The sequence below is a fragment of the Gordonia sp. GN26 genome, from assembly GCF_054823965.1.
Genome location: NZ_JSYC01000115.1, coordinates 4,423 through 20,061, shown reverse-complemented (window position 1 = coordinate 20,061; position 15,639 = coordinate 4,423). Strand labels below are relative to the sequence as shown.

At 66.3% G+C, this 15,639-nt stretch carries 16 protein-coding genes; 11 read left to right on the top strand and 5 right to left on the bottom strand.

Annotation, left to right across the window (positions count from 1 at the left end; translation table 11 throughout):
* The first annotated feature begins 8 nt into the window (after window positions 1-8).
* Genes OK17_RS19030 through OK17_RS19010 form a run of 5 tightly spaced genes read left to right on the top strand, consistent with a single transcriptional unit; the run spans window position 9 to window position 4,998 of the window.
* A complete protein-coding gene (locus OK17_RS19030) occupies window positions 9-1,508 on the top strand; it encodes a class I adenylate-forming enzyme family protein (protein ID WP_232717013.1) in 1,500 nt (499 codons plus the stop codon).
* 24 nt (window positions 1,509-1,532) lie between these two features.
* Window positions 1,533-1,868 (top strand): EthD family reductase, encoded by a 336-nt coding sequence (locus OK17_RS19025; protein ID WP_232717012.1) that lies wholly within the window; start codon window positions 1,533-1,535, stop codon window positions 1,866-1,868.
* Between the two features lie 11 nt (window positions 1,869-1,879).
* Window positions 1,880-2,902, top strand: a complete 1,023-nt coding sequence (locus OK17_RS19020) for an MBL fold metallo-hydrolase (protein WP_461418395.1) — start codon at window positions 1,880-1,882, stop codon at window positions 2,900-2,902.
* The gene (locus tag OK17_RS19015; protein WP_232717010.1) at window positions 2,899-3,945 is read left to right on the top strand and encodes an NADP-dependent oxidoreductase; all 1,047 of its coding nucleotides are present in this window, start codon (window positions 2,899-2,901) and stop codon (window positions 3,943-3,945) included. The genes OK17_RS19020 and OK17_RS19015 overlap by 4 nt, the downstream gene beginning before the upstream one ends.
* A gap of 3 nt (window positions 3,946-3,948) precedes the next feature.
* Window positions 3,949-4,998, top strand: a complete 1,050-nt coding sequence (locus tag OK17_RS19010; RefSeq protein WP_232717009.1) for an NAD(P)-dependent alcohol dehydrogenase — start codon at window positions 3,949-3,951, stop codon at window positions 4,996-4,998.
* A gap of 66 nt (window positions 4,999-5,064) precedes the next feature.
* Here the strand turns inward: OK17_RS19010 and OK17_RS19005 are convergent, their stop codons facing one another.
* Entirely contained in the window at window positions 5,065-6,411 is a 1,347-nt protein-coding gene (locus tag OK17_RS19005; RefSeq protein ID WP_232717008.1) for an FAD-dependent oxidoreductase, read from the bottom strand.
* A gap of 185 nt (window positions 6,412-6,596) precedes the next feature.
* Between OK17_RS19005 and OK17_RS19000 the strand changes: the two genes are divergently transcribed.
* From OK17_RS19000 to OK17_RS18985, 4 genes are all read left to right on the top strand, one after another.
* A complete protein-coding gene (locus OK17_RS19000) occupies window positions 6,597-7,556 on the top strand; it encodes an adenylate/guanylate cyclase domain-containing protein (protein WP_232717007.1) in 960 nt (319 codons plus the stop codon).
* Between the two features lie 111 nt (window positions 7,557-7,667).
* Window positions 7,668-8,111 (top strand): hypothetical protein, encoded by a 444-nt coding sequence (locus OK17_RS18995; RefSeq protein ID WP_232717006.1) that lies wholly within the window; start codon window positions 7,668-7,670, stop codon window positions 8,109-8,111.
* Between the two features lie 6 nt (window positions 8,112-8,117).
* Window positions 8,118-9,278, top strand: a complete 1,161-nt coding sequence (locus OK17_RS18990) for a hypothetical protein (protein WP_461418394.1) — start codon at window positions 8,118-8,120, stop codon at window positions 9,276-9,278.
* Window positions 9,279-9,479: 201 nt separating this feature from the next.
* Window positions 9,480-10,040, top strand: a complete 561-nt coding sequence (locus tag OK17_RS18985) for an acetyltransferase (protein WP_232717004.1) — start codon at window positions 9,480-9,482, stop codon at window positions 10,038-10,040.
* A 381-nt stretch (window positions 10,041-10,421) separates the two neighbouring features.
* Here the strand turns inward: OK17_RS18985 and OK17_RS18980 are convergent, their stop codons facing one another.
* The 4 genes from OK17_RS18980 to OK17_RS18965 are packed head-to-tail and all read right to left on the bottom strand — an operon-like array spanning window position 10,422 to window position 13,475.
* Window positions 10,422-11,498 carry a sulfate/molybdate ABC transporter ATP-binding protein gene (locus OK17_RS18980; protein WP_461418400.1) on the bottom strand — a complete coding sequence of 359 codons (1,077 nt, stop codon included), beginning with the start codon at window positions 11,496-11,498 and terminating at the stop codon, window positions 10,422-10,424.
* 14 nt (window positions 11,499-11,512) lie between these two features.
* On the bottom strand, window positions 11,513-12,334 hold the full coding sequence (locus OK17_RS18975; protein WP_461418393.1) for an ABC transporter permease: 822 nt from the start codon (window positions 12,332-12,334) through the stop codon (window positions 11,513-11,515).
* Window positions 12,331-13,077, bottom strand: a complete 747-nt coding sequence (modA, locus tag OK17_RS18970) for a molybdate ABC transporter substrate-binding protein (RefSeq protein ID WP_232717001.1) — start codon at window positions 13,075-13,077, stop codon at window positions 12,331-12,333. Before modA ends, OK17_RS18975 begins: the two co-directional genes overlap by 4 nt.
* Window positions 13,074-13,475, bottom strand: coding sequence for a TOBE domain-containing protein (locus OK17_RS18965; RefSeq protein ID WP_232717000.1), 402 nt, complete (start codon window positions 13,473-13,475; stop codon window positions 13,074-13,076). The genes modA and OK17_RS18965 overlap by 4 nt, the downstream gene beginning before the upstream one ends.
* A gap of 283 nt (window positions 13,476-13,758) precedes the next feature.
* On the opposite strand from OK17_RS18965, the gene OK17_RS18960 reads away from it, so the two are divergent.
* Together OK17_RS18960 and OK17_RS18955 are read left to right on the top strand one after the other, a co-directional pair.
* Complete coding sequence (locus OK17_RS18960) at window positions 13,759-14,775, top strand: ATP-binding cassette domain-containing protein (protein WP_461418392.1); 1,017 nt, start codon at window positions 13,759-13,761, stop codon at window positions 14,773-14,775.
* Window positions 14,775-15,620, top strand: coding sequence for an ABC transporter permease (locus OK17_RS18955; RefSeq protein ID WP_232716998.1), 846 nt, complete (start codon window positions 14,775-14,777; stop codon window positions 15,618-15,620). Before OK17_RS18960 ends, OK17_RS18955 begins: the two co-directional genes overlap by 1 nt.
* The last annotated feature ends 19 nt before the right edge of the window (window positions 15,621-15,639 follow it).

The window sequence follows — 15,639 nt, the reverse complement described above, 5'->3', positions numbered from 1 at the left end:
GAGGCGAAATGAAGACTCTGGCAACCGAATTGCTCGAACGGGCAAGCAGCACCCCCGACGCCGTCGCGGTCGTCGACCAGTTCGGTGAGCACGCGATCGGCACCGTCGTGTCGACGGCACAACGAGTCGCCGATGCCATCGCCGCCCACCGCGACGAGGCCCCCACGGTGATCGTCCAGGCCGACAACACCTGGCTGACCCTGGCCTGCGTGGTGGCCACCGGCCTGCGCGACGGTGTCGTCGCGGTCCTGAGCCCGCACGCGACCGCCTCCGAGTTCGACCTGGCCGTCGAGGACATCGCACCCGACGTGGTCATCGCCACCGACGAGGTGCTCGAGCACTGGGGCGCCACGGACGGCCGGTTCGGTCATCGCCTGCTCGCCGGGGACCGGACCGTGCTCGCCGCGGACACCTTCGGCGCGATCGACCGTTGGGCCGGTGGCTCCGCCGTCGCCATGACCTCCGGCTCGACCGGACGGCCGAAATGTGTTGTGCAATCCGAAGAGGCCATCCGTTACGCCGCCCAGTCGACCATCGACATCGTCGGGCTCCGTTCCGGCGAGGCGGTGGGCGCGTTCGTCCCGCTGTCGTCGGTGGCGGCGTTCTGCTTCGGCCTCTACCTGCCCGCCTACCTCGGCGGCCGGATGGTCAGCATCGAGCGCTGGACTCCCGCGGGAGCCCTGGAGGCCATGCGCCGCCACGAGGTGGCCTGGACGATGCTCGTCCCCACGATGGCGCTCCAGCTCTCCATCGCCGACGGCGCCGACCAACCGCTGACCTCACTGCGTGCCATGACGGTGGGCGGCGGACCGATGAACGTGCGCGCGCTGCGTGAGGCCGAGGAGACCCTGGGAACCACGTTCCTGCGCGTGTTCGGCATGTCCGAATGCCTCGGCCACACCAGCCCGTTGCCGACCGACCCGCCGGAGCTGCGTCTCGGACGCGACGGAAAGCCGTTCCCCGGCACCGTCATCCGCGCCGTCGACGCATCCGGCGCCCAGTTGCCGCCCGGTCAGATCGGTGATGCACAGGTCCGCGGCCCGTCGCTGTTCGTCGGGTACGCGCGTGGCGGTGTCCCGCAACCCCCGGAGCTGACCGCCGACGGCTTCCTGCCCACCGGCGACCTCGTCGAGGTCGGCGAGGACGGCTTCATCCAGGTCATGGGCCGACAGAAGCAGATCATCATCCGCGGCGGACGCAACATCGACATCAACGAGGTCGAGAGCGCGATCGCCGGTCTGCCCGGGGTGGTGCAGGTCTGCGTGGTGCCGGTTCCCGACGACCTGCTCGGCGAACGGGCCGCGGCTCTCGTCGTCGCGGGGGACGCGGAGATCACGCTCGAGTCGATCACCGCACAACTCGACCGGTCCGGATTCCCCAAGTTCAAGTGGCCCGAGTACGTCTTCTCCGTCGAGGATCTCCCCCAGAACCGGGTCGGGAAGCTCTCGCGTCCCGACGCCATCTCGCTGGCCAGCCGGCTCGCCGGACGTACCCACGAAAACGCCTGAACCGCAACGACGCTAGGAAACGACATGTTCAATCTGATGGTGCTCGCGTCCCGACCGAGCGACTGGACCCACGACCAGTTCATCGAGTGGTGGCGCGGCGAGCACGCCGACGTCACCTACCCGCTCCCCGGCCTCCTGCGCTGGCAGCACACCGAGATCGTGGAGGGATTCGACGAGAAGTCCTCAGGGTGGGACGGATTGTCGGTCCTGAGCTTCGAATCCCGTGAAGCCCTCGAGGCGGCCCTGCGCAGCCCCGAGTGGGCGGCGGCGGTCGAGCACGTCGGCGCGATGCGCGGACGTCGGATGATCTGGTACGGCGACGAGAAGACCATGGTGCCGCTGACTGCACCGACGCCGTGAACCGTTCGGCCGTGAGCCGTACGGCCTGGCTCGAGCCGGGATGCCACCCCGTCGTCGACGGCGTGCACCGCATCCCGCTCGAGCTGCCCCAGGACGGGCTGCGAGCGGTGAATGTCTATGTGCTCGAGACCGACTCGGGGCTCGCCCTGATCGACGGCGGATGGCACCGACCGGGCACCCATGAGGAGATGTCCACCGCCCTCGCCTCGATCGGCCGCCGCCCGCACGAGATCACCGACATCTTCGTCACGCACATCCACCGCGATCACTACACGTTCGCCGTCGAACTCCGACGCAGGTATGGCTGCGCCATCCACATGGGTGCGCGCGAGGCACACGGCCTGGTCGAGATCGCCCGGATCAACAGCAATGTGCCGGAGGAGTCACTCGTCCAGGCCCGTCGGTCCGGCGCATACGAGCTCGCCGACGAGGTCTACCGCCTGACGGTCGACGAGCCGTTTGACGTGGACGACTGGGACACCCCGGACACCTGGCTGCAACCGGGACCGTTGCCGTTGCCCGGCCGACGTATCGAGGCGGTACACACCCCCGGCCACACCAAGGGCCACATGGTCTTCCACGACCTCGACACCGGCCTGTCGTTCACCGGCGATCACATCCTGCCGACGATCACGCCGTCGATCGGTTTCGAACTCGGCGTCTGGGATCTCCCCCTCGCCAAGTTCCTCAGCTCTCTCGAACTGATGGTCGCGGACGAGTCCCCGCGCACGATCGCCCCGGCGCACGGCGACGTCGGTGGCCTCGTCGGCGAGCGCGCCCAGGGCCTCCTGGAACACCACCGGAGAAGGTTCGACGAGATCCTGGCGGTGTTCGACGACGCCGGGCGCGCACTGCCCGGTCATCAGGTCGCCGAGAGACTCCTCTGGACCCGCCACAACCGACCCTTCTCCTCGCTCGACACCTTCAACCAGCTGATCGCCGTGTGCGAGACGATGGCGCACCTCGACGTCCTCGTCGCCGACAGCCGTCTCACGGTCCGGTGCATCGACGGCGTGGACCACTTCCGCAGATGATCTCCTCGACGCAGGTGGTGACGCTCGCGCGCCGACCCCGAGGACCACTGCGCCCCGGTGATCTCGCCATCACCGAACAGGTTCTGCCACCGCTGCGCACCGGGGACGTGCTCGTGCGGAACACCTGGTTGTCGGTAGATCCGTCGATCCGGATCAGACTGGCCGAGACGACCCCGGACGGGTACCTTCCCCCGTTCACACTCGGCGAATCTCTCGCAGGTCTGGCGCTCGGGGTCGTCGTCGATTCCCGATCCGGGGATTTCGAGGTCGGACAACATGTCTCACACCTGTGCGGATTCCGTGAACATGCCGTCGTCCGTGCCGACGGCGCGACCCTCGGCGGATACGGCGGCCTCTCGGTCGTCGACACCCTCGACCACCCTCCCCAGTGGTTTCTGGGCCCGCTGGGCAGTTCGGGGTTGACCGCCTACGCGGGCGTGCACGCGGTTCTCGACGTCAAACCCACCGACACGGTGTGGGTCTCGGCAGCGGCCGGCGCCGTGGGCGGTCTCGTCGCACAGCTGTCGCGCCTGCGCGGTGCCACCGTCGTCGGTTCCGCCGGCAGTCCGGCGAAGGTCGAGTACCTCCGCGAGCAACTCGGACTCGATGCCGCCTTCGACCATCACCGGGCCTCGTTGACCGACCGTCTGGCGGAGGCGGCACCCGCGGGCATCACCGCCTACTTCGACAGCGTCGGCGGCGATCATCTCGAAGCGGCTCTGGATGCGATGAACCCCGGTGGTCGGGTCGCCGTGTGCGGGGCCATCGCCGCGTACGACGCCGAGACGCCACCGCCGGGTCCCCGCAACCTCTTTCAACTGGTCTCCAAGAGCATCACCGTGCAGGGTTACCGCGCGGGCTCCTACAACGACCTTCTCCCGGCCATGCAGCGCGAGATCGGCGAACACCTGGCGCAGGGTCGGATGCACTACGAGGAAACCGTTTTCGACGGTCTGGAGTCCGCGCCCGCGGCTCTGGCCGCGATGCTCGAGGGACTCACCACCGGGAAGACGCTCGTGCGTCTGGACGAGAACAGGAGTTGACCAATGCTGGCAGTACAACTCACCGAATGGGGGCGTCCCCCGGTGGTGCGGGAGATCGCCGACCCGGAACCGACCGGCACCGAACTTCTCCTCGACGTCGACGCCGCGGGACTCTGTCTGTCCGACTTGCACGTCATGGACACCCCGTCCGGGGTCTTCGATTACCCGCTCCCACTGACCCTCGGCCACGAGGTGGCCGGGACCGTGCGTGCGGTCGGGCCTCAGGCCGATCCCGCCTGGATCGGCGAAACTGTCGTCGTGCACGGGATCTGGTCGTGCGGAACCTGCCGGAACTGTGCCCGTGGGCGCGAGAACTACTGCCTCTCGCTGGCTCGCGAGCCCGGGGGCCGGAACCCACGGATCGGCAACGGCCTCGGACATCCCGGCGGGCTGGCCGAACGCCTGCTGGTTCCGTCGGCGGATGTGCTGGTCCCGACCAACGGTCTCGATCCGGCGGTCGCGGCGCCCCTCGCGGACGCCGGTCTCACCGCCTACCATGCCATCTCGTCGAACTCCGACCTGATCGACTCCTCGATGGTCGCCGTCGTCATCGGCGTCGGGGGCTTGGGCCACATGGCGATTCAGATCCTGCGTGCCATGGGTGTGTGTGCGGTGATCGCGGTCGACAACCGTGAGCAGGCCCGTGCGTTGGCCCTGGCTCTGAAGGCCGACGCGTCGTATCCGTCGGTCGACGAGGCGGCCCAGGACATCCGCGCACGCGGCGGGGCCGACATCGTCCTCGACTTCGCCGGCGCCCCGGCGACGGTCGAACCGGCCTCTGCCGTTCTCGGGCCCGGGGGCCGCCTGGTGATCGTGGGGACGTCCGGTGGTCGCGTGACGGTCGGCAAGGACGTCGGTCTGGCCTCGGGTTGGCAGGTCCGAGCACCGTTCTGGGGCACACGATCCGACCTCGCCGCGGTGGTGGCACTGGCCGCCGCCGGTGATCTCACCGCCGAGACCGTGTCCTTCGATCTGCGTGATGCACCTGAGGCGTACGAGCAGTTGCGCCGCGGCGAGCTACCCGGCCGCGCCGTCGTCCTTCCGAAGCGTTGACCCGGAGAAAAGAGAGCGCCCGACCTGTCGGTCGGGCGCTCTCTTTGTCGCTTCAGGTGCGTCGGCTCAGCGCACCGACAGGGTCGAGCTCGCGGTGTTCGCGGCCGTCAGGCCGAAGGTCAGCGCTGTCGCCAGGCCGCCGCCGTAGGCGCGGTACCAGAGCCCACCGGTGTCCGATCCTGCCGCAAGAAGACCCGGAATCGGTTGTCCCGCTTCGTCGAGCACACGAGCTTCGGTGTCGATGAGGATTCCGTAGAACGGGAAGGTGACCGCGGGGACCGTCTCGATGATGTAGTACGGGGCCTCGTCGAGCGGTTGCGGGTCGAGCGTGTGCGCCGGCGAGGCCTTGTTCTCCTTGACCGCCTCGTTGTATTCGGTGATCGCGGCGGCGATGGCCTTGCCGTCGTAGCCCCATTCCTCGGGAAGGTACTCGAACTCCTCCAGGGACTCGGCCATGCCGACCCGGCCGCCACGCTTGGCGGTGATCCCGAACTTGTCCGGGGCGACGGCGCCTTCGACGTAGGGCGCGGTCATCCAGTCCCGGTACACACGTGCGTCGGCGACCAGTAGACCTCGGGCCTCGGGTTGTTCGAGAAGTTCGATGGTGTTCAGGTGATCGCCCAGGGTCTCGTCGACGAAGCGCTTGTTCTCGACGTTGAACAGCAGGCAGTGCTCGCTGTAGTACAGCGCCAGCTCGACGAAGTCGTCCTCTCCCAATGAGATCCCGCTCGGGATGAGGTGTCCGTAGAACCCCGCGTGCTCCTTGCCGAAGGCGGCCCCGACCTCGCGTGCGAGTCGGTGCCCGCCGCCGGCGCTGTTCGGATTGGAACGCAGTTCGATCGTCCGGGCTTCCGGGTGCAGGTGTCGCGCACGCAGTTCCGGGTCGGCTTGGAACCCACCGGTGGCGATCACGGTGTAGCCCGCACGGATCTCCCGCTCCTCGCCGTCTGCCGAGGTGACCACGGCACCCACGACGGTGCCGTCTTCGACGATGAGCCGGCGGGTCTCGGTGTTGAGGAGGAGCTCGTTCCCGGTCTCGCTCAGTTTCTTCCGGCAGAGCTCGAGGAAGTGGTTGGTGTCGAACTTGTATCCGGCTCCGTACGGCAGGATCGGTTGGCGTTCGCCCACATCGGCGCCGAACGACCGCAGCCAGTCGACGGCCTCCGGGAAACGGTCCACGAGGTGGCGACGCAGCTCGTCGTCGCCGCCCGGGTTGTGCTTGTCCATCGCGTCGTGGTCCGGCATCGACCACACGTAGCCGGCGTACCGGGCCGAACCGCCGATGTCGCCGGCGACGTCGACCATGCAGACCCGGAGGCCGGCCTCCGCGGCGCGAGCACCGACAGTGCAACCTGCCATGCCGGCTCCGATGATGAGCAGGTCGTATCGATTGTCGGTCAAGCCAACCTCCATTGCCGTTCCTGAACTGATATCAGTTTATGATGCTGCCCACACCGTTGTGATGTCAACAACGGTGCATCGACTTTTCTCTGCTGGGTCACAGCGGTTGATCCCCCGGTCTTGGTCCGTCGCGGTGATCCTCGACGCACTGCCGGGAACCCTCCGCAGCGGATCGCGAGGTGAGAGAGACTGCTCCCATGCGTGAGGTCACCGAATCCAGTGGAACCACCGACGCGTCCGAGGGCGAGAACAGCCCGTACACCCCTCGCTACACCCGGGACGAGCTGATCGAGAAGCTCGGCGTTTCCGCGGAGTTCGCGGAGAAAGCGTGGAATGCCTTCGGTTTCGCGCGGAGGTCGTCGGACGAGAAGGTCTTCTCCGATCGGGACATGCAGGCGTTGGAGATGTTCGCCGCATCATCGGGCGCGATGCCGGAGACCACCCAGATCGCGATGGCGCGGGCCATCGGCCAGACCATCTCCCGCCTGGCCGAATGGGAGGCCGAACAGCTCCGGGAGATCGCCGACGACCCCACTCTCCCCTGGACGCTGGAGCAGATGAGCGACGCGCTCGGTCAGATCCAGCACCTGATCTGGCGCAGGCACATGGCGCTCGCGATCGAACGGCACACCGACCACTCATCCGAAGAGGAGGTCGATCTCGTCGTCGGTTTCGCCGACATCGTCGGCTACACGAGTCTGTCTCGTCGTATCGATTTGAACGATCTCGAAGCGCTGTTGGGTTCGTTCGAGGATGACACCTTCGACGTGGTCGTCGATCACGGCGGCCGTGTGGTCAAGACCCTCGGCGACGCCGTGATGTTCACCTTCGACGATTCCGGAGCCGCCGCCGCGGCCGCGTTGGAGATCCATCGTCTCTCCGAGAGCGACCACCTGCCGCCACTCCGCGTCGGCCTCGCCCGTGGCGCAGTGCTCCCCCGCCTCGGCGACGTCTTCGGCGAACCGGTCAACATCGCATCCCGCTTGACGAGTTCCGCACGCCCCGGAACCACCCTGGTCGACGATTCGGTCGCCACCCAGATCGCCGACGACGACCGGTTCTACCTCAAGTCGATGCCGTCCCTCCGCGTTCGCGGATACAGGCACCTCAAAGCCCGTGTGCTGGAGCCGCATCGCGACGGACCACTCAGCGACTGACCGGCGAACCTCAATTCGACCGGCAGACTTCGATCGACGTCTGTGAGTCGAGTTGAGGTTCGCCGGTTGGCTGTGGACAGACATCTGCAGGCCGCGACCTGGCGAACTACGGTGACGACCGAACATCTATGGTGGTTCGCGACATCAAAGGGGGGATTTGTGTCGGACTTGGTTGTTGACCCATCAGCGCTCGACACCGCAGCGACGGATGTCTCGAACTGCGCCTCACGGTTGAGGGTGCTCGAACTGACGTCGTACGCGGGTCTTGAGGGCACGTCGTCGACCTTCGGTGAACTGGCCGGCAACTTCATGGGTGCGACCGCCGACATGGCAGTCGTGGCGGCCACCGCAGACGAACGTATCGCCACCGCACTCGACAACCTGTCCGGTGCCGTGGCCGCGTTCTCGGAGCTGGTGGTGGATGCCAAGGACACGACCGTCGAGACCGACATGAAGAGTGCCGGAGAAATCTCGTCGGCCACTCCCTACCCCTCGCGGGATGGCGATCAGAAGCACCACGTTGTCCCCCTCGAGATTCTGTTGTCGGTCCAGTAAAAACCCATGCCACCCAGTTACAACGAGGTGACCTCGTGGAAGCCCGAGGTCATGGCGCAGATCGCCTTCGGCGTCGTGCGACTGCAGGCACATCTGGAGGTCGAAGCGCCCAAGGCGGGCAACCCGGTCCTCAACCTCATGCTGTCTGACTGGCAAGGCAACGCCCGCGGCGCCGCTGATACCCGGGCCGAGGGTCTTACTCGATGGATCAGGAACACCGCCGACGAATTCGGCGACCTCGCGGAGGTCTTGCAGACCGGCGCCACCAACATTCGCAACGCGATCACTGCGTTGGAGAGCCGGACCACACTCGCCGACAACCGGGGCTACATCCTCGACCGCGGAGACCGTGGGTACGCGATCAACTTCGATCCGGCTCGCGCGCCGGAGGGCGCGGAGTTCGACGCTGGGGAAGCGTTCGAGCACCAGTCTGCTTTGTCGGGTCTCGCAACGGCTGCGGACGACACTGTGACTGCCACTCGAGATGGCATCAATGGGGCGCTCGGCGAGATCGGCGGCATCGCACCGGCTTCCGTCGCCAAGAACCGTGGCGTCGTCGACCCGAACCTCGCCGAAGGCGATGCCAAGGCGGTACGAGACGGCACGGCGACACCCGAACAACGCGGGCGTTTCGAACGCATGATGGACCTTACGCCGCAACAACTCGAAAACCTGAAGCGCAATAAGACAGATGGCCTCGATCCTTCGCGAGCCGCGTACGTATGGAAGGCCCTCGGATTAGGGGATTTATCAGGCCCGGCCGCAACGGCAGCAATTTCTGCGGCACAGAAGCGTGGCGAAGATCTTGCGGAGGCTTATCGCAGGTCGCGGCGAGCTGTGGGCCAGGCGGGGATGAGCGCGGACGACATCGCCCGCATGGGTTCCCTCGGCAAAACGATGGCGAAGGGTTCGTTTGCTCTCGGGTTGGGTGTCACTGCCTACGATGAGTGGAGCAAGTACGATCGCGGTGAACAGGACGGCGGTGACGCCATAGCGGCCGCCGCTGGATCCTTGGGAGGCGGGATAATTGGCGGCGCGGCTGCCGGCGCGGTGGTCGGGTCGTTCGCGGGGCCGGTCGGAACTGCGATAGGGGCCGGGATCGGCGCGGCTATCGGCAGCAAGGCAGGTGCCGACGCAATGAAGGTCGTGAAAGGTTGGTTCGATTGATGGCGCGTCATACCGGCTCTGGTGCAAACCGGGGCGAGGACGAGCAGTCGGGGTTCGGCTCCTCGAACGGTGGACCGGATCACGACGGCCGGCGTCGTAAGCGTCTGTCAACCACGCTCTCCGACAGCACGGTGAGTTACATGCTCTGGACGCCCCTGACGTGCTTGCCCTCGGGCTTGACATTCGTCTTGGGTCTCTTGTGTGGCGGTGCGCTATCAGGCTGACAGTCGACAGCTGGGCGAGCGCATGATCGCCGCCCTAGAATACGCAATCGCGAACTTTCGCTGTACAGCCGAACTTCGGGCCTCCTTGCCGTCATTAAACTTCGCCCCGCCAATCGGTTGGTACGAGCTCGATGCCGAAGCAGCCCATGCCGCCATGGCGAGTCGCGTGCTACTCAGAACCGAAACACCGGGGGCATCGTTCGTTTCGAACGCAGTCGTCCAGTACTTCTCTCTGGGACAAACCGATCCCGTTCGCTTATCAGACATCGACACCACGCTCGATATCACCGCCCTACGGAATGCGACGGTCCTGGATCACGTGGTGGACCACGACGGATACCTCGCCGTCGACGATGGCGTGTACTCCGCAACTGACATCGACCTGCGTGTTCGACGCAGTCAGCTTGCGTATGTGAGCGCCCGAGGCGATTCGTCTCTGGCTATCTTTACCGCCACCACCCCTGCTTCTGCTTGGGATACAACCGAATCCGAGATCAAGGAAATGGAAGACCGTTGGCTGACGAAAACAATCCTGTAGATCAGTGGCGACAGTTGAGCACCTACTTCAGCGGCAAGATCGCAATGTTTGTGACCTACCCGATACTGAGCTTCGTCGCCGGGTTGCTCATCGCGTACTTCACTTCCTGACGATGTCTCGACAAACCCCCCGGGCTTTGTCTCCGTCGAAGCCCACGAACCGCGCCAGTCGGACCGAGACACGCCACGCGACTGGTCCTACTTGTCGTACATCACCTGGAAGCATCTCACGACGAAACTGAGCGTCCTGCCGTCCGGAACAGCTTTCATGGAAGGCCTTTTCGTCGGGGGCCACTTCTTCTTCTGATAACCCGCGACCCCCAGACCCCAACCCGACCCCAGACTTCGATCGAAGTCCCACAGTCGAAATGACATCCGCCCGTTACCGCTCGACGACGGCGCTGACCCGGACTTCGCTCGCTTTCACCACCAGCACGACGTCGAGTCCGGTGACCAGACCCAGGTCGGCGACCGCGGACCAGGTGACCTCCGCCGCGACGACCTGATCGCCGACGTCGGTGTTCACCAGCGCGTGGTCGCCGCGAGGCACCACGTCGCGGATGGTGGCACGCAGCGTCGTCCGTGGACTGCCATGTGGCTCTTCGAGATACACAGCGACAGCCCGAGGTGAGAAGGTCGCCGCAGCGGGCGTTCCCGAGACAAGACCACCAGCCGGTACGTCCTCGCCCACCAGTCCGACGACGTGGTTACCGGCCTCGTCGACCACGGCCGAAGCCTCGCCCACACGCCCCACGAACAAGTTGAGCCCAGACAGCGACGCACTGAACCTCGACCCCGGGTTGGTCAACACCTCACGCGTAGAACCGGATTCGACGATCCGACCCTGATCCAGAACGACGATGTCCTCGGCCAACCCGAGAGCGTCGACCGGATCGTGGGTGACCATGATCGTGGTGCGGCCGTGATCGGCGAGCAGGCCTCGGAGCAGCGCCCGCAGACGACTTGCGACATCGACGTCCAGCGCACGGAAAGGCTCGTCCAGCAACAGAATCCGCGGTTCGGCAGCCAACGCCCTCGCGATCGCGACACGCTGCGCCTGACCGCCGGACAACTCGTCGGGCTTCCGGTCGGCGAGGTCCGCGACCTCCGTCGCCGTCAACCACCGCTCGACCCGCTCCCGCACCTCACCTCGCGACAACCGCTGCGCGGACGGCGCGAACGCCACGTTCTCGGCGACCGTCAGGTGCGGGAACAGGCGCGCCTCCTGCGACAGCAGCGAGACACCCCGGCGATGGGGCGGCACGGACACTCGACCGTCCCGAAACACCTCGTCCCCCAGAGCGATCCTTGAAGCATCGCCTCCGCGGAGCAGACCCGCGATGACCCGCAACATCGTCGACTTTCCGGCACCGTTCGGGCCCACGATCGCAGTCGTCCGGCCGGCCACGAACCGATGTTCCACGGACAGCGGCGGCCTCGCCTGGTCGATGACGACCATCAGATCCGCGGCGTTCACAGCGCACCCGTCCCGGTCCGCCGGCGCCGACTGTGCACACCCACGACGACGACCAGCGAGAGCACAACGAGGATGAGCGACAACGGGATCGCGGCCTGCGGGTCGTCGATCGCCGACACGTAGATGGCCAGCGGAGCGGTCTGCGTGATGCCGGGTGCATTGCCGGCGAACGTGATCGTCGCACCGAACTCGCCGAGTGCACGGGCGAACGCCAGCACCAACCCGGCGAGAAGCGACGGCGCCACCAGCGGCAGTGTGACCCGCCACAACGTCCGGGTCGGTCCGGCCCCCAGAGTCGCAGCCACCTCCTCGTAGCGCGTACCCACCACCCGCACAGCGCCTTCGACGCTGATCACCAGGAACGGCAGCGCGACGAACGTCTGCGCCAACACCACCGCCGTGGTCGTGAAGGCGATGTCGATCCCGGCGTCGTGCAGATGTTCGCCGACGATCCCCAACCGACCGAAGGTGTACAGCAGGGCCAGGCCACCGACCACCGGTGGCAGAACCAGCGGCAGCAGAACCAGCGAGCGCACCACCCGCACGACCACCCCGTCATATCGCGCGAAGATCACCGCCATCGGCACACCGATCAGCAGACAGCAGACGGTGCTGATCGTCGCGGTGATCAGGGAGAGCCGTAGCGCGTCAATCGAAGACGGCGACGTCACCTGTTCGACAAAGGTGTCCCAGGGCGATCGGAACAACAGCGCCAACGGCGGCAGGACGATGAGCAGGACGCCGAGCGCGGCCAGGCCGTACGTCCAGGCCGGCAAACCCGTCGGATCACGACGGACGAGTCCCGCACGCACGGTCACGGTGCACCGAAGCCCGCGTCGCGCAAGATGCGCTGCCCGCTCTCACCGAGGACGAGATCCACGAACTGCGAACCCAGATCGCCGTGCGCCGCACCGTCGACCGTCGCGATCGGGTACGCGTTCACCACGTCCGCGAACGCCGGATCGGTCACCATGGCCACCTGGTCGCCGGCCGCGCGGGCGTCGGTCACATACACGACCCCGGCGTCGGCCTGCCCAGTCGTCACCTTGGTGAGTACCGCGCTCACCGATTGTTCCTCCGACACCGCATCGATGATGATCCCCGTGTTCTTCTCCACCACGTCGGTCGCGGTGCCGCACGGCTGGGCGGACTGGCACACCACAGTGGTCACGCCGGGGTTCGCGAGATCGGCGAAGGAGCTGATTCCCAACGGGTTACCACGGGCGGTGACGATCACCAGGGTGTTGGTCGCGAAGATCTTCGGGTCGACCGCCAGGCCGCCGAGTTTCGCCATGATCTTCTCGTCGGCGCTCGCGAAGACATCGGCGGGCGCACCCTGCTGAATCTGGTTGGCGAGAGTCGACGACCCGTCGAAGGACAGGCGGACGTCGACGCCGGCATGCTGCTTCTCGAATTCCTCGGCGATCGCGGTGAAGGTCTTCTTCAGCGACGCCGCCGCCGACACGTCGAGCGTCGACGAATCGTCCGAACCCGTACCCGACGAGCAACCCGTAACGAGGAGCAGCCCGGCCACCACCAGAGCGACCATCGGCCTCTTCATCGTTCGCCCCGCGTCGTCTCGACGATGACATTCGTCGACTTCACGATGGCGGTGGCGACCGATCCCGGCGCCAGTTCCAGCTCACGCGCCGACTGCGCACTCATCAGCGACGTCACCTCGAACGGACCGCACTGCAGCGTCACCTGCGCCATGACGCCGTCCATCAGCACCTCGGTGACGAGACCGGTGAATCGGTTGCGGGCCGACCGCGAGACGGGCGCACCGTCATCGGGGGCAACCGCGCGTTCCCGCGCCAGCTCCGCGAGCCGGGCACCGTCGACCGTCGCGACCGGGCCGTCGTCGGACTGCTCGAGCACCCCGGACGCGATCCATCGGCGGACGGTGTCGTCGCTGACGCCGAGGAGAGTCGCGGCGTCTTTGATCCGTATCGCGGTCACGACGACACTGTATCCGCATCTGCGCTCTTCCTCGCGGTCAGACTCCGCAGATGCGGACATGAACAGTTTGTTGACTTCAACCGAGCTTGAGGTCCTAGCGTCTATCTCACATCGATCGTCGGAGTTCGGGCCGTCGGACCGATGAGTTCCGTGGGGGCGGGCGGTCAGTCTTGTCGGAGAACAGCGGAGTTCCCTGACGTGCCCTGAGTTGTCCCCCATACACACCCGGAGACGCCGGAAAATCGTTCGCTCCTGTCACACCCCATAGATACCGTGGAGAGTTATGAACTCAGTCACAGTTCCCGCCGCCGCTCCCGGCGATGTCGCGACCTCCGATGTCGCGATCGAGGCCATCGACCTGGTCAAACGCTTCGGCGATTTCACCGCGGTCGACGGTGTCAGCTTCACGGTCCCGCGCGGGTCCGTGCTCGGTCTGCTCGGCCCCAACGGCGCCGGCAAGACCACCACCGTCCGCATGATGACCACCCTGTCACCGCCGACGAGCGGGACCGCCCGCATCGCCGGCTACGACGTCATCGAGCAGCCCGGCATGGTCCGACAGAACATGGGCCTCACCGGCCAGGCGGCCACCGTCGACGAGATCCTCACCGGTCGCGAGAACCTGCGCATGATCGGTGGCCTCTACGGCATCGGCCGCAAGACTTTGGCCCGTCGCTCCGACGAACTCCTGGAACAGTTCTCTCTCACCGAAGCGGGCAACAAACCGGTCAAGTCGTACTCCGGCGGTATGCGCCGCCGACTCGACCTCGCGGTCAGCCTGCTCGCGTCCCCACCCGTGTTGTTCCTCGACGAGCCGACCACCGGCCTCGACCCGCGGAGCCGCTCGGAACTGTGGGATGTCCTGCGTGACCTCGTCTCCGACGGGACCACCCTCCTGCTGACGACCCAGTACCTCGAAGAGGCCGACCAGCTCGCCGACGACATCGTCGTCATCGACAAGGGCAAGATCATCGCCCACGGAACACCGTTGCAGCTCAAGGAACAGGCCGGTTCGGCCAGCCTGGTGCTGACCGTGTCCCGCGGCGAAGATCTCCCCGCGGCCGAGGCGCTGCTGCGCAAGAACGGTGCCGAGGTGTTCGTCGACGTCCCCGCACGTCGGCTCACCACCGCGTCCGGCGGCCTCGGGGACCTGCCCCGCGTCGCCGCCTGGTTCGACGAAAGCGGTATCGCCGTCGACGATTTCGGACTCGCACGCCCGAGCCTCGACGACGTCTTCCTGTCCCTGACCGGCCACCGCGCCGAGGACACCACCAACACCACCGATGAGGAGACCGCCTGATGACCACCACTGCCGAGAAAGACGCGGTGGTCGCGAACACATCGCGCGTCCATCCGACCACCCTGTGGCAACAGTCCTGGATCATGGTCAAGCGCAACATGATCCACACCAGACGCATGCCGGAGATGCTCTCCGACGTCACGATCCAGCCGATCATGTTCGTGGTCTTGTTCGCGTACGTGTTCGGTGCGTCGATCCAGACCGACAGCGCGTCCTACAAAGAGTTCCTGCTGCCGGGCATCATGGGGCAGACCATCGTGTTCACCGCGTTCATCGTGGCGTCGGGAATCACCGCCGATCTCGAGAAGGGCATCATCGACCGTTTCCGGTCGCTACCCATCCGACGGTCGTCGGTGCTGATCGGGCGGAGCATCGCGAGCGTCATGCACAGCTCCATCGGCATCGTGGTGATGTCGCTGACCGGTCTCGCGATCGGATGGCGCATCCGCGAGTCGTTCGTCGAAGCCGTTCTCGCGTATGGCCTGCTGCTCCTGTTCGGTTTCGCGATGATCTGGTTCGGCATTCTCATCGGCTCGTGGCTGCGCACCGTGGAGGCGGTGAACGGCTTCATGTTCTCGACGCTGTTCCCGATCACGTTCCTGTCGAACGCGTTTGTCCCGACCGACCCGATGCCCACCTGGCTGCGGACGATCGCCGAATGGAACCCGATGTCATCGCTCGTCCAGGCGTTGCGTGTCCTGTGGGGCAACGGTCCGGAGTTCGGTCCGGGTTCGGCGCTGCCGCTTCAGCATCCGGTGATCTCGACCATCATCTGGGCGGTCGCGCTGACCCTGGTCTTCGCACCGTTCGCCCTGCGTGCCTACAACAAGCGGACCATCGACTGAGAACCGCCAGGCAAGCACG

What these genes read in the sequence shown, in the direction of transcription:
- OK17_RS19030 (WP_232717013.1), top strand. Translation starts at nt 9, where the DNA reads ATGAAGACTCTGGCAACCGAATTGCTCGAACGGGCAAGCAGCACCCCC.
- OK17_RS19025 (WP_232717012.1), top strand. Translation starts at nt 1,533, where the DNA reads ATGTTCAATCTGATGGTGCTCGCGTCCCGACCGAGCGACTGGACCCAC.
- OK17_RS19015 (WP_232717010.1), top strand. Translation starts at nt 2,899, where the DNA reads ATGATCTCCTCGACGCAGGTGGTGACGCTCGCGCGCCGACCCCGAGGA.
- OK17_RS19010 (WP_232717009.1), top strand. Translation starts at nt 3,949, where the DNA reads ATGCTGGCAGTACAACTCACCGAATGGGGGCGTCCCCCGGTGGTGCGG.
- OK17_RS19005 (WP_232717008.1), bottom strand. Translation starts at nt 6,411, where the DNA reads ATGGAGGTTGGCTTGACCGACAATCGATACGACCTGCTCATCATCGGA.
- OK17_RS19000 (WP_232717007.1), top strand. Translation starts at nt 6,597, where the DNA reads ATGCGTGAGGTCACCGAATCCAGTGGAACCACCGACGCGTCCGAGGGC.
- OK17_RS18990 (WP_461418394.1), top strand. Translation starts at nt 8,118, where the DNA reads ATGCCACCCAGTTACAACGAGGTGACCTCGTGGAAGCCCGAGGTCATG.
- OK17_RS18980 (WP_461418400.1), bottom strand. Translation starts at nt 11,498, where the DNA reads ATGGTCGTCATCGACCAGGCGAGGCCGCCGCTGTCCGTGGAACATCGG.
- modA (WP_232717001.1), bottom strand. Translation starts at nt 13,077, where the DNA reads ATGAAGAGGCCGATGGTCGCTCTGGTGGTGGCCGGGCTGCTCCTCGTT.
- OK17_RS18960 (WP_461418392.1), top strand. Translation starts at nt 13,759, where the DNA reads ATGAACTCAGTCACAGTTCCCGCCGCCGCTCCCGGCGATGTCGCGACC.
- OK17_RS18955 (WP_232716998.1), top strand. Translation starts at nt 14,775, where the DNA reads ATGACCACCACTGCCGAGAAAGACGCGGTGGTCGCGAACACATCGCGC.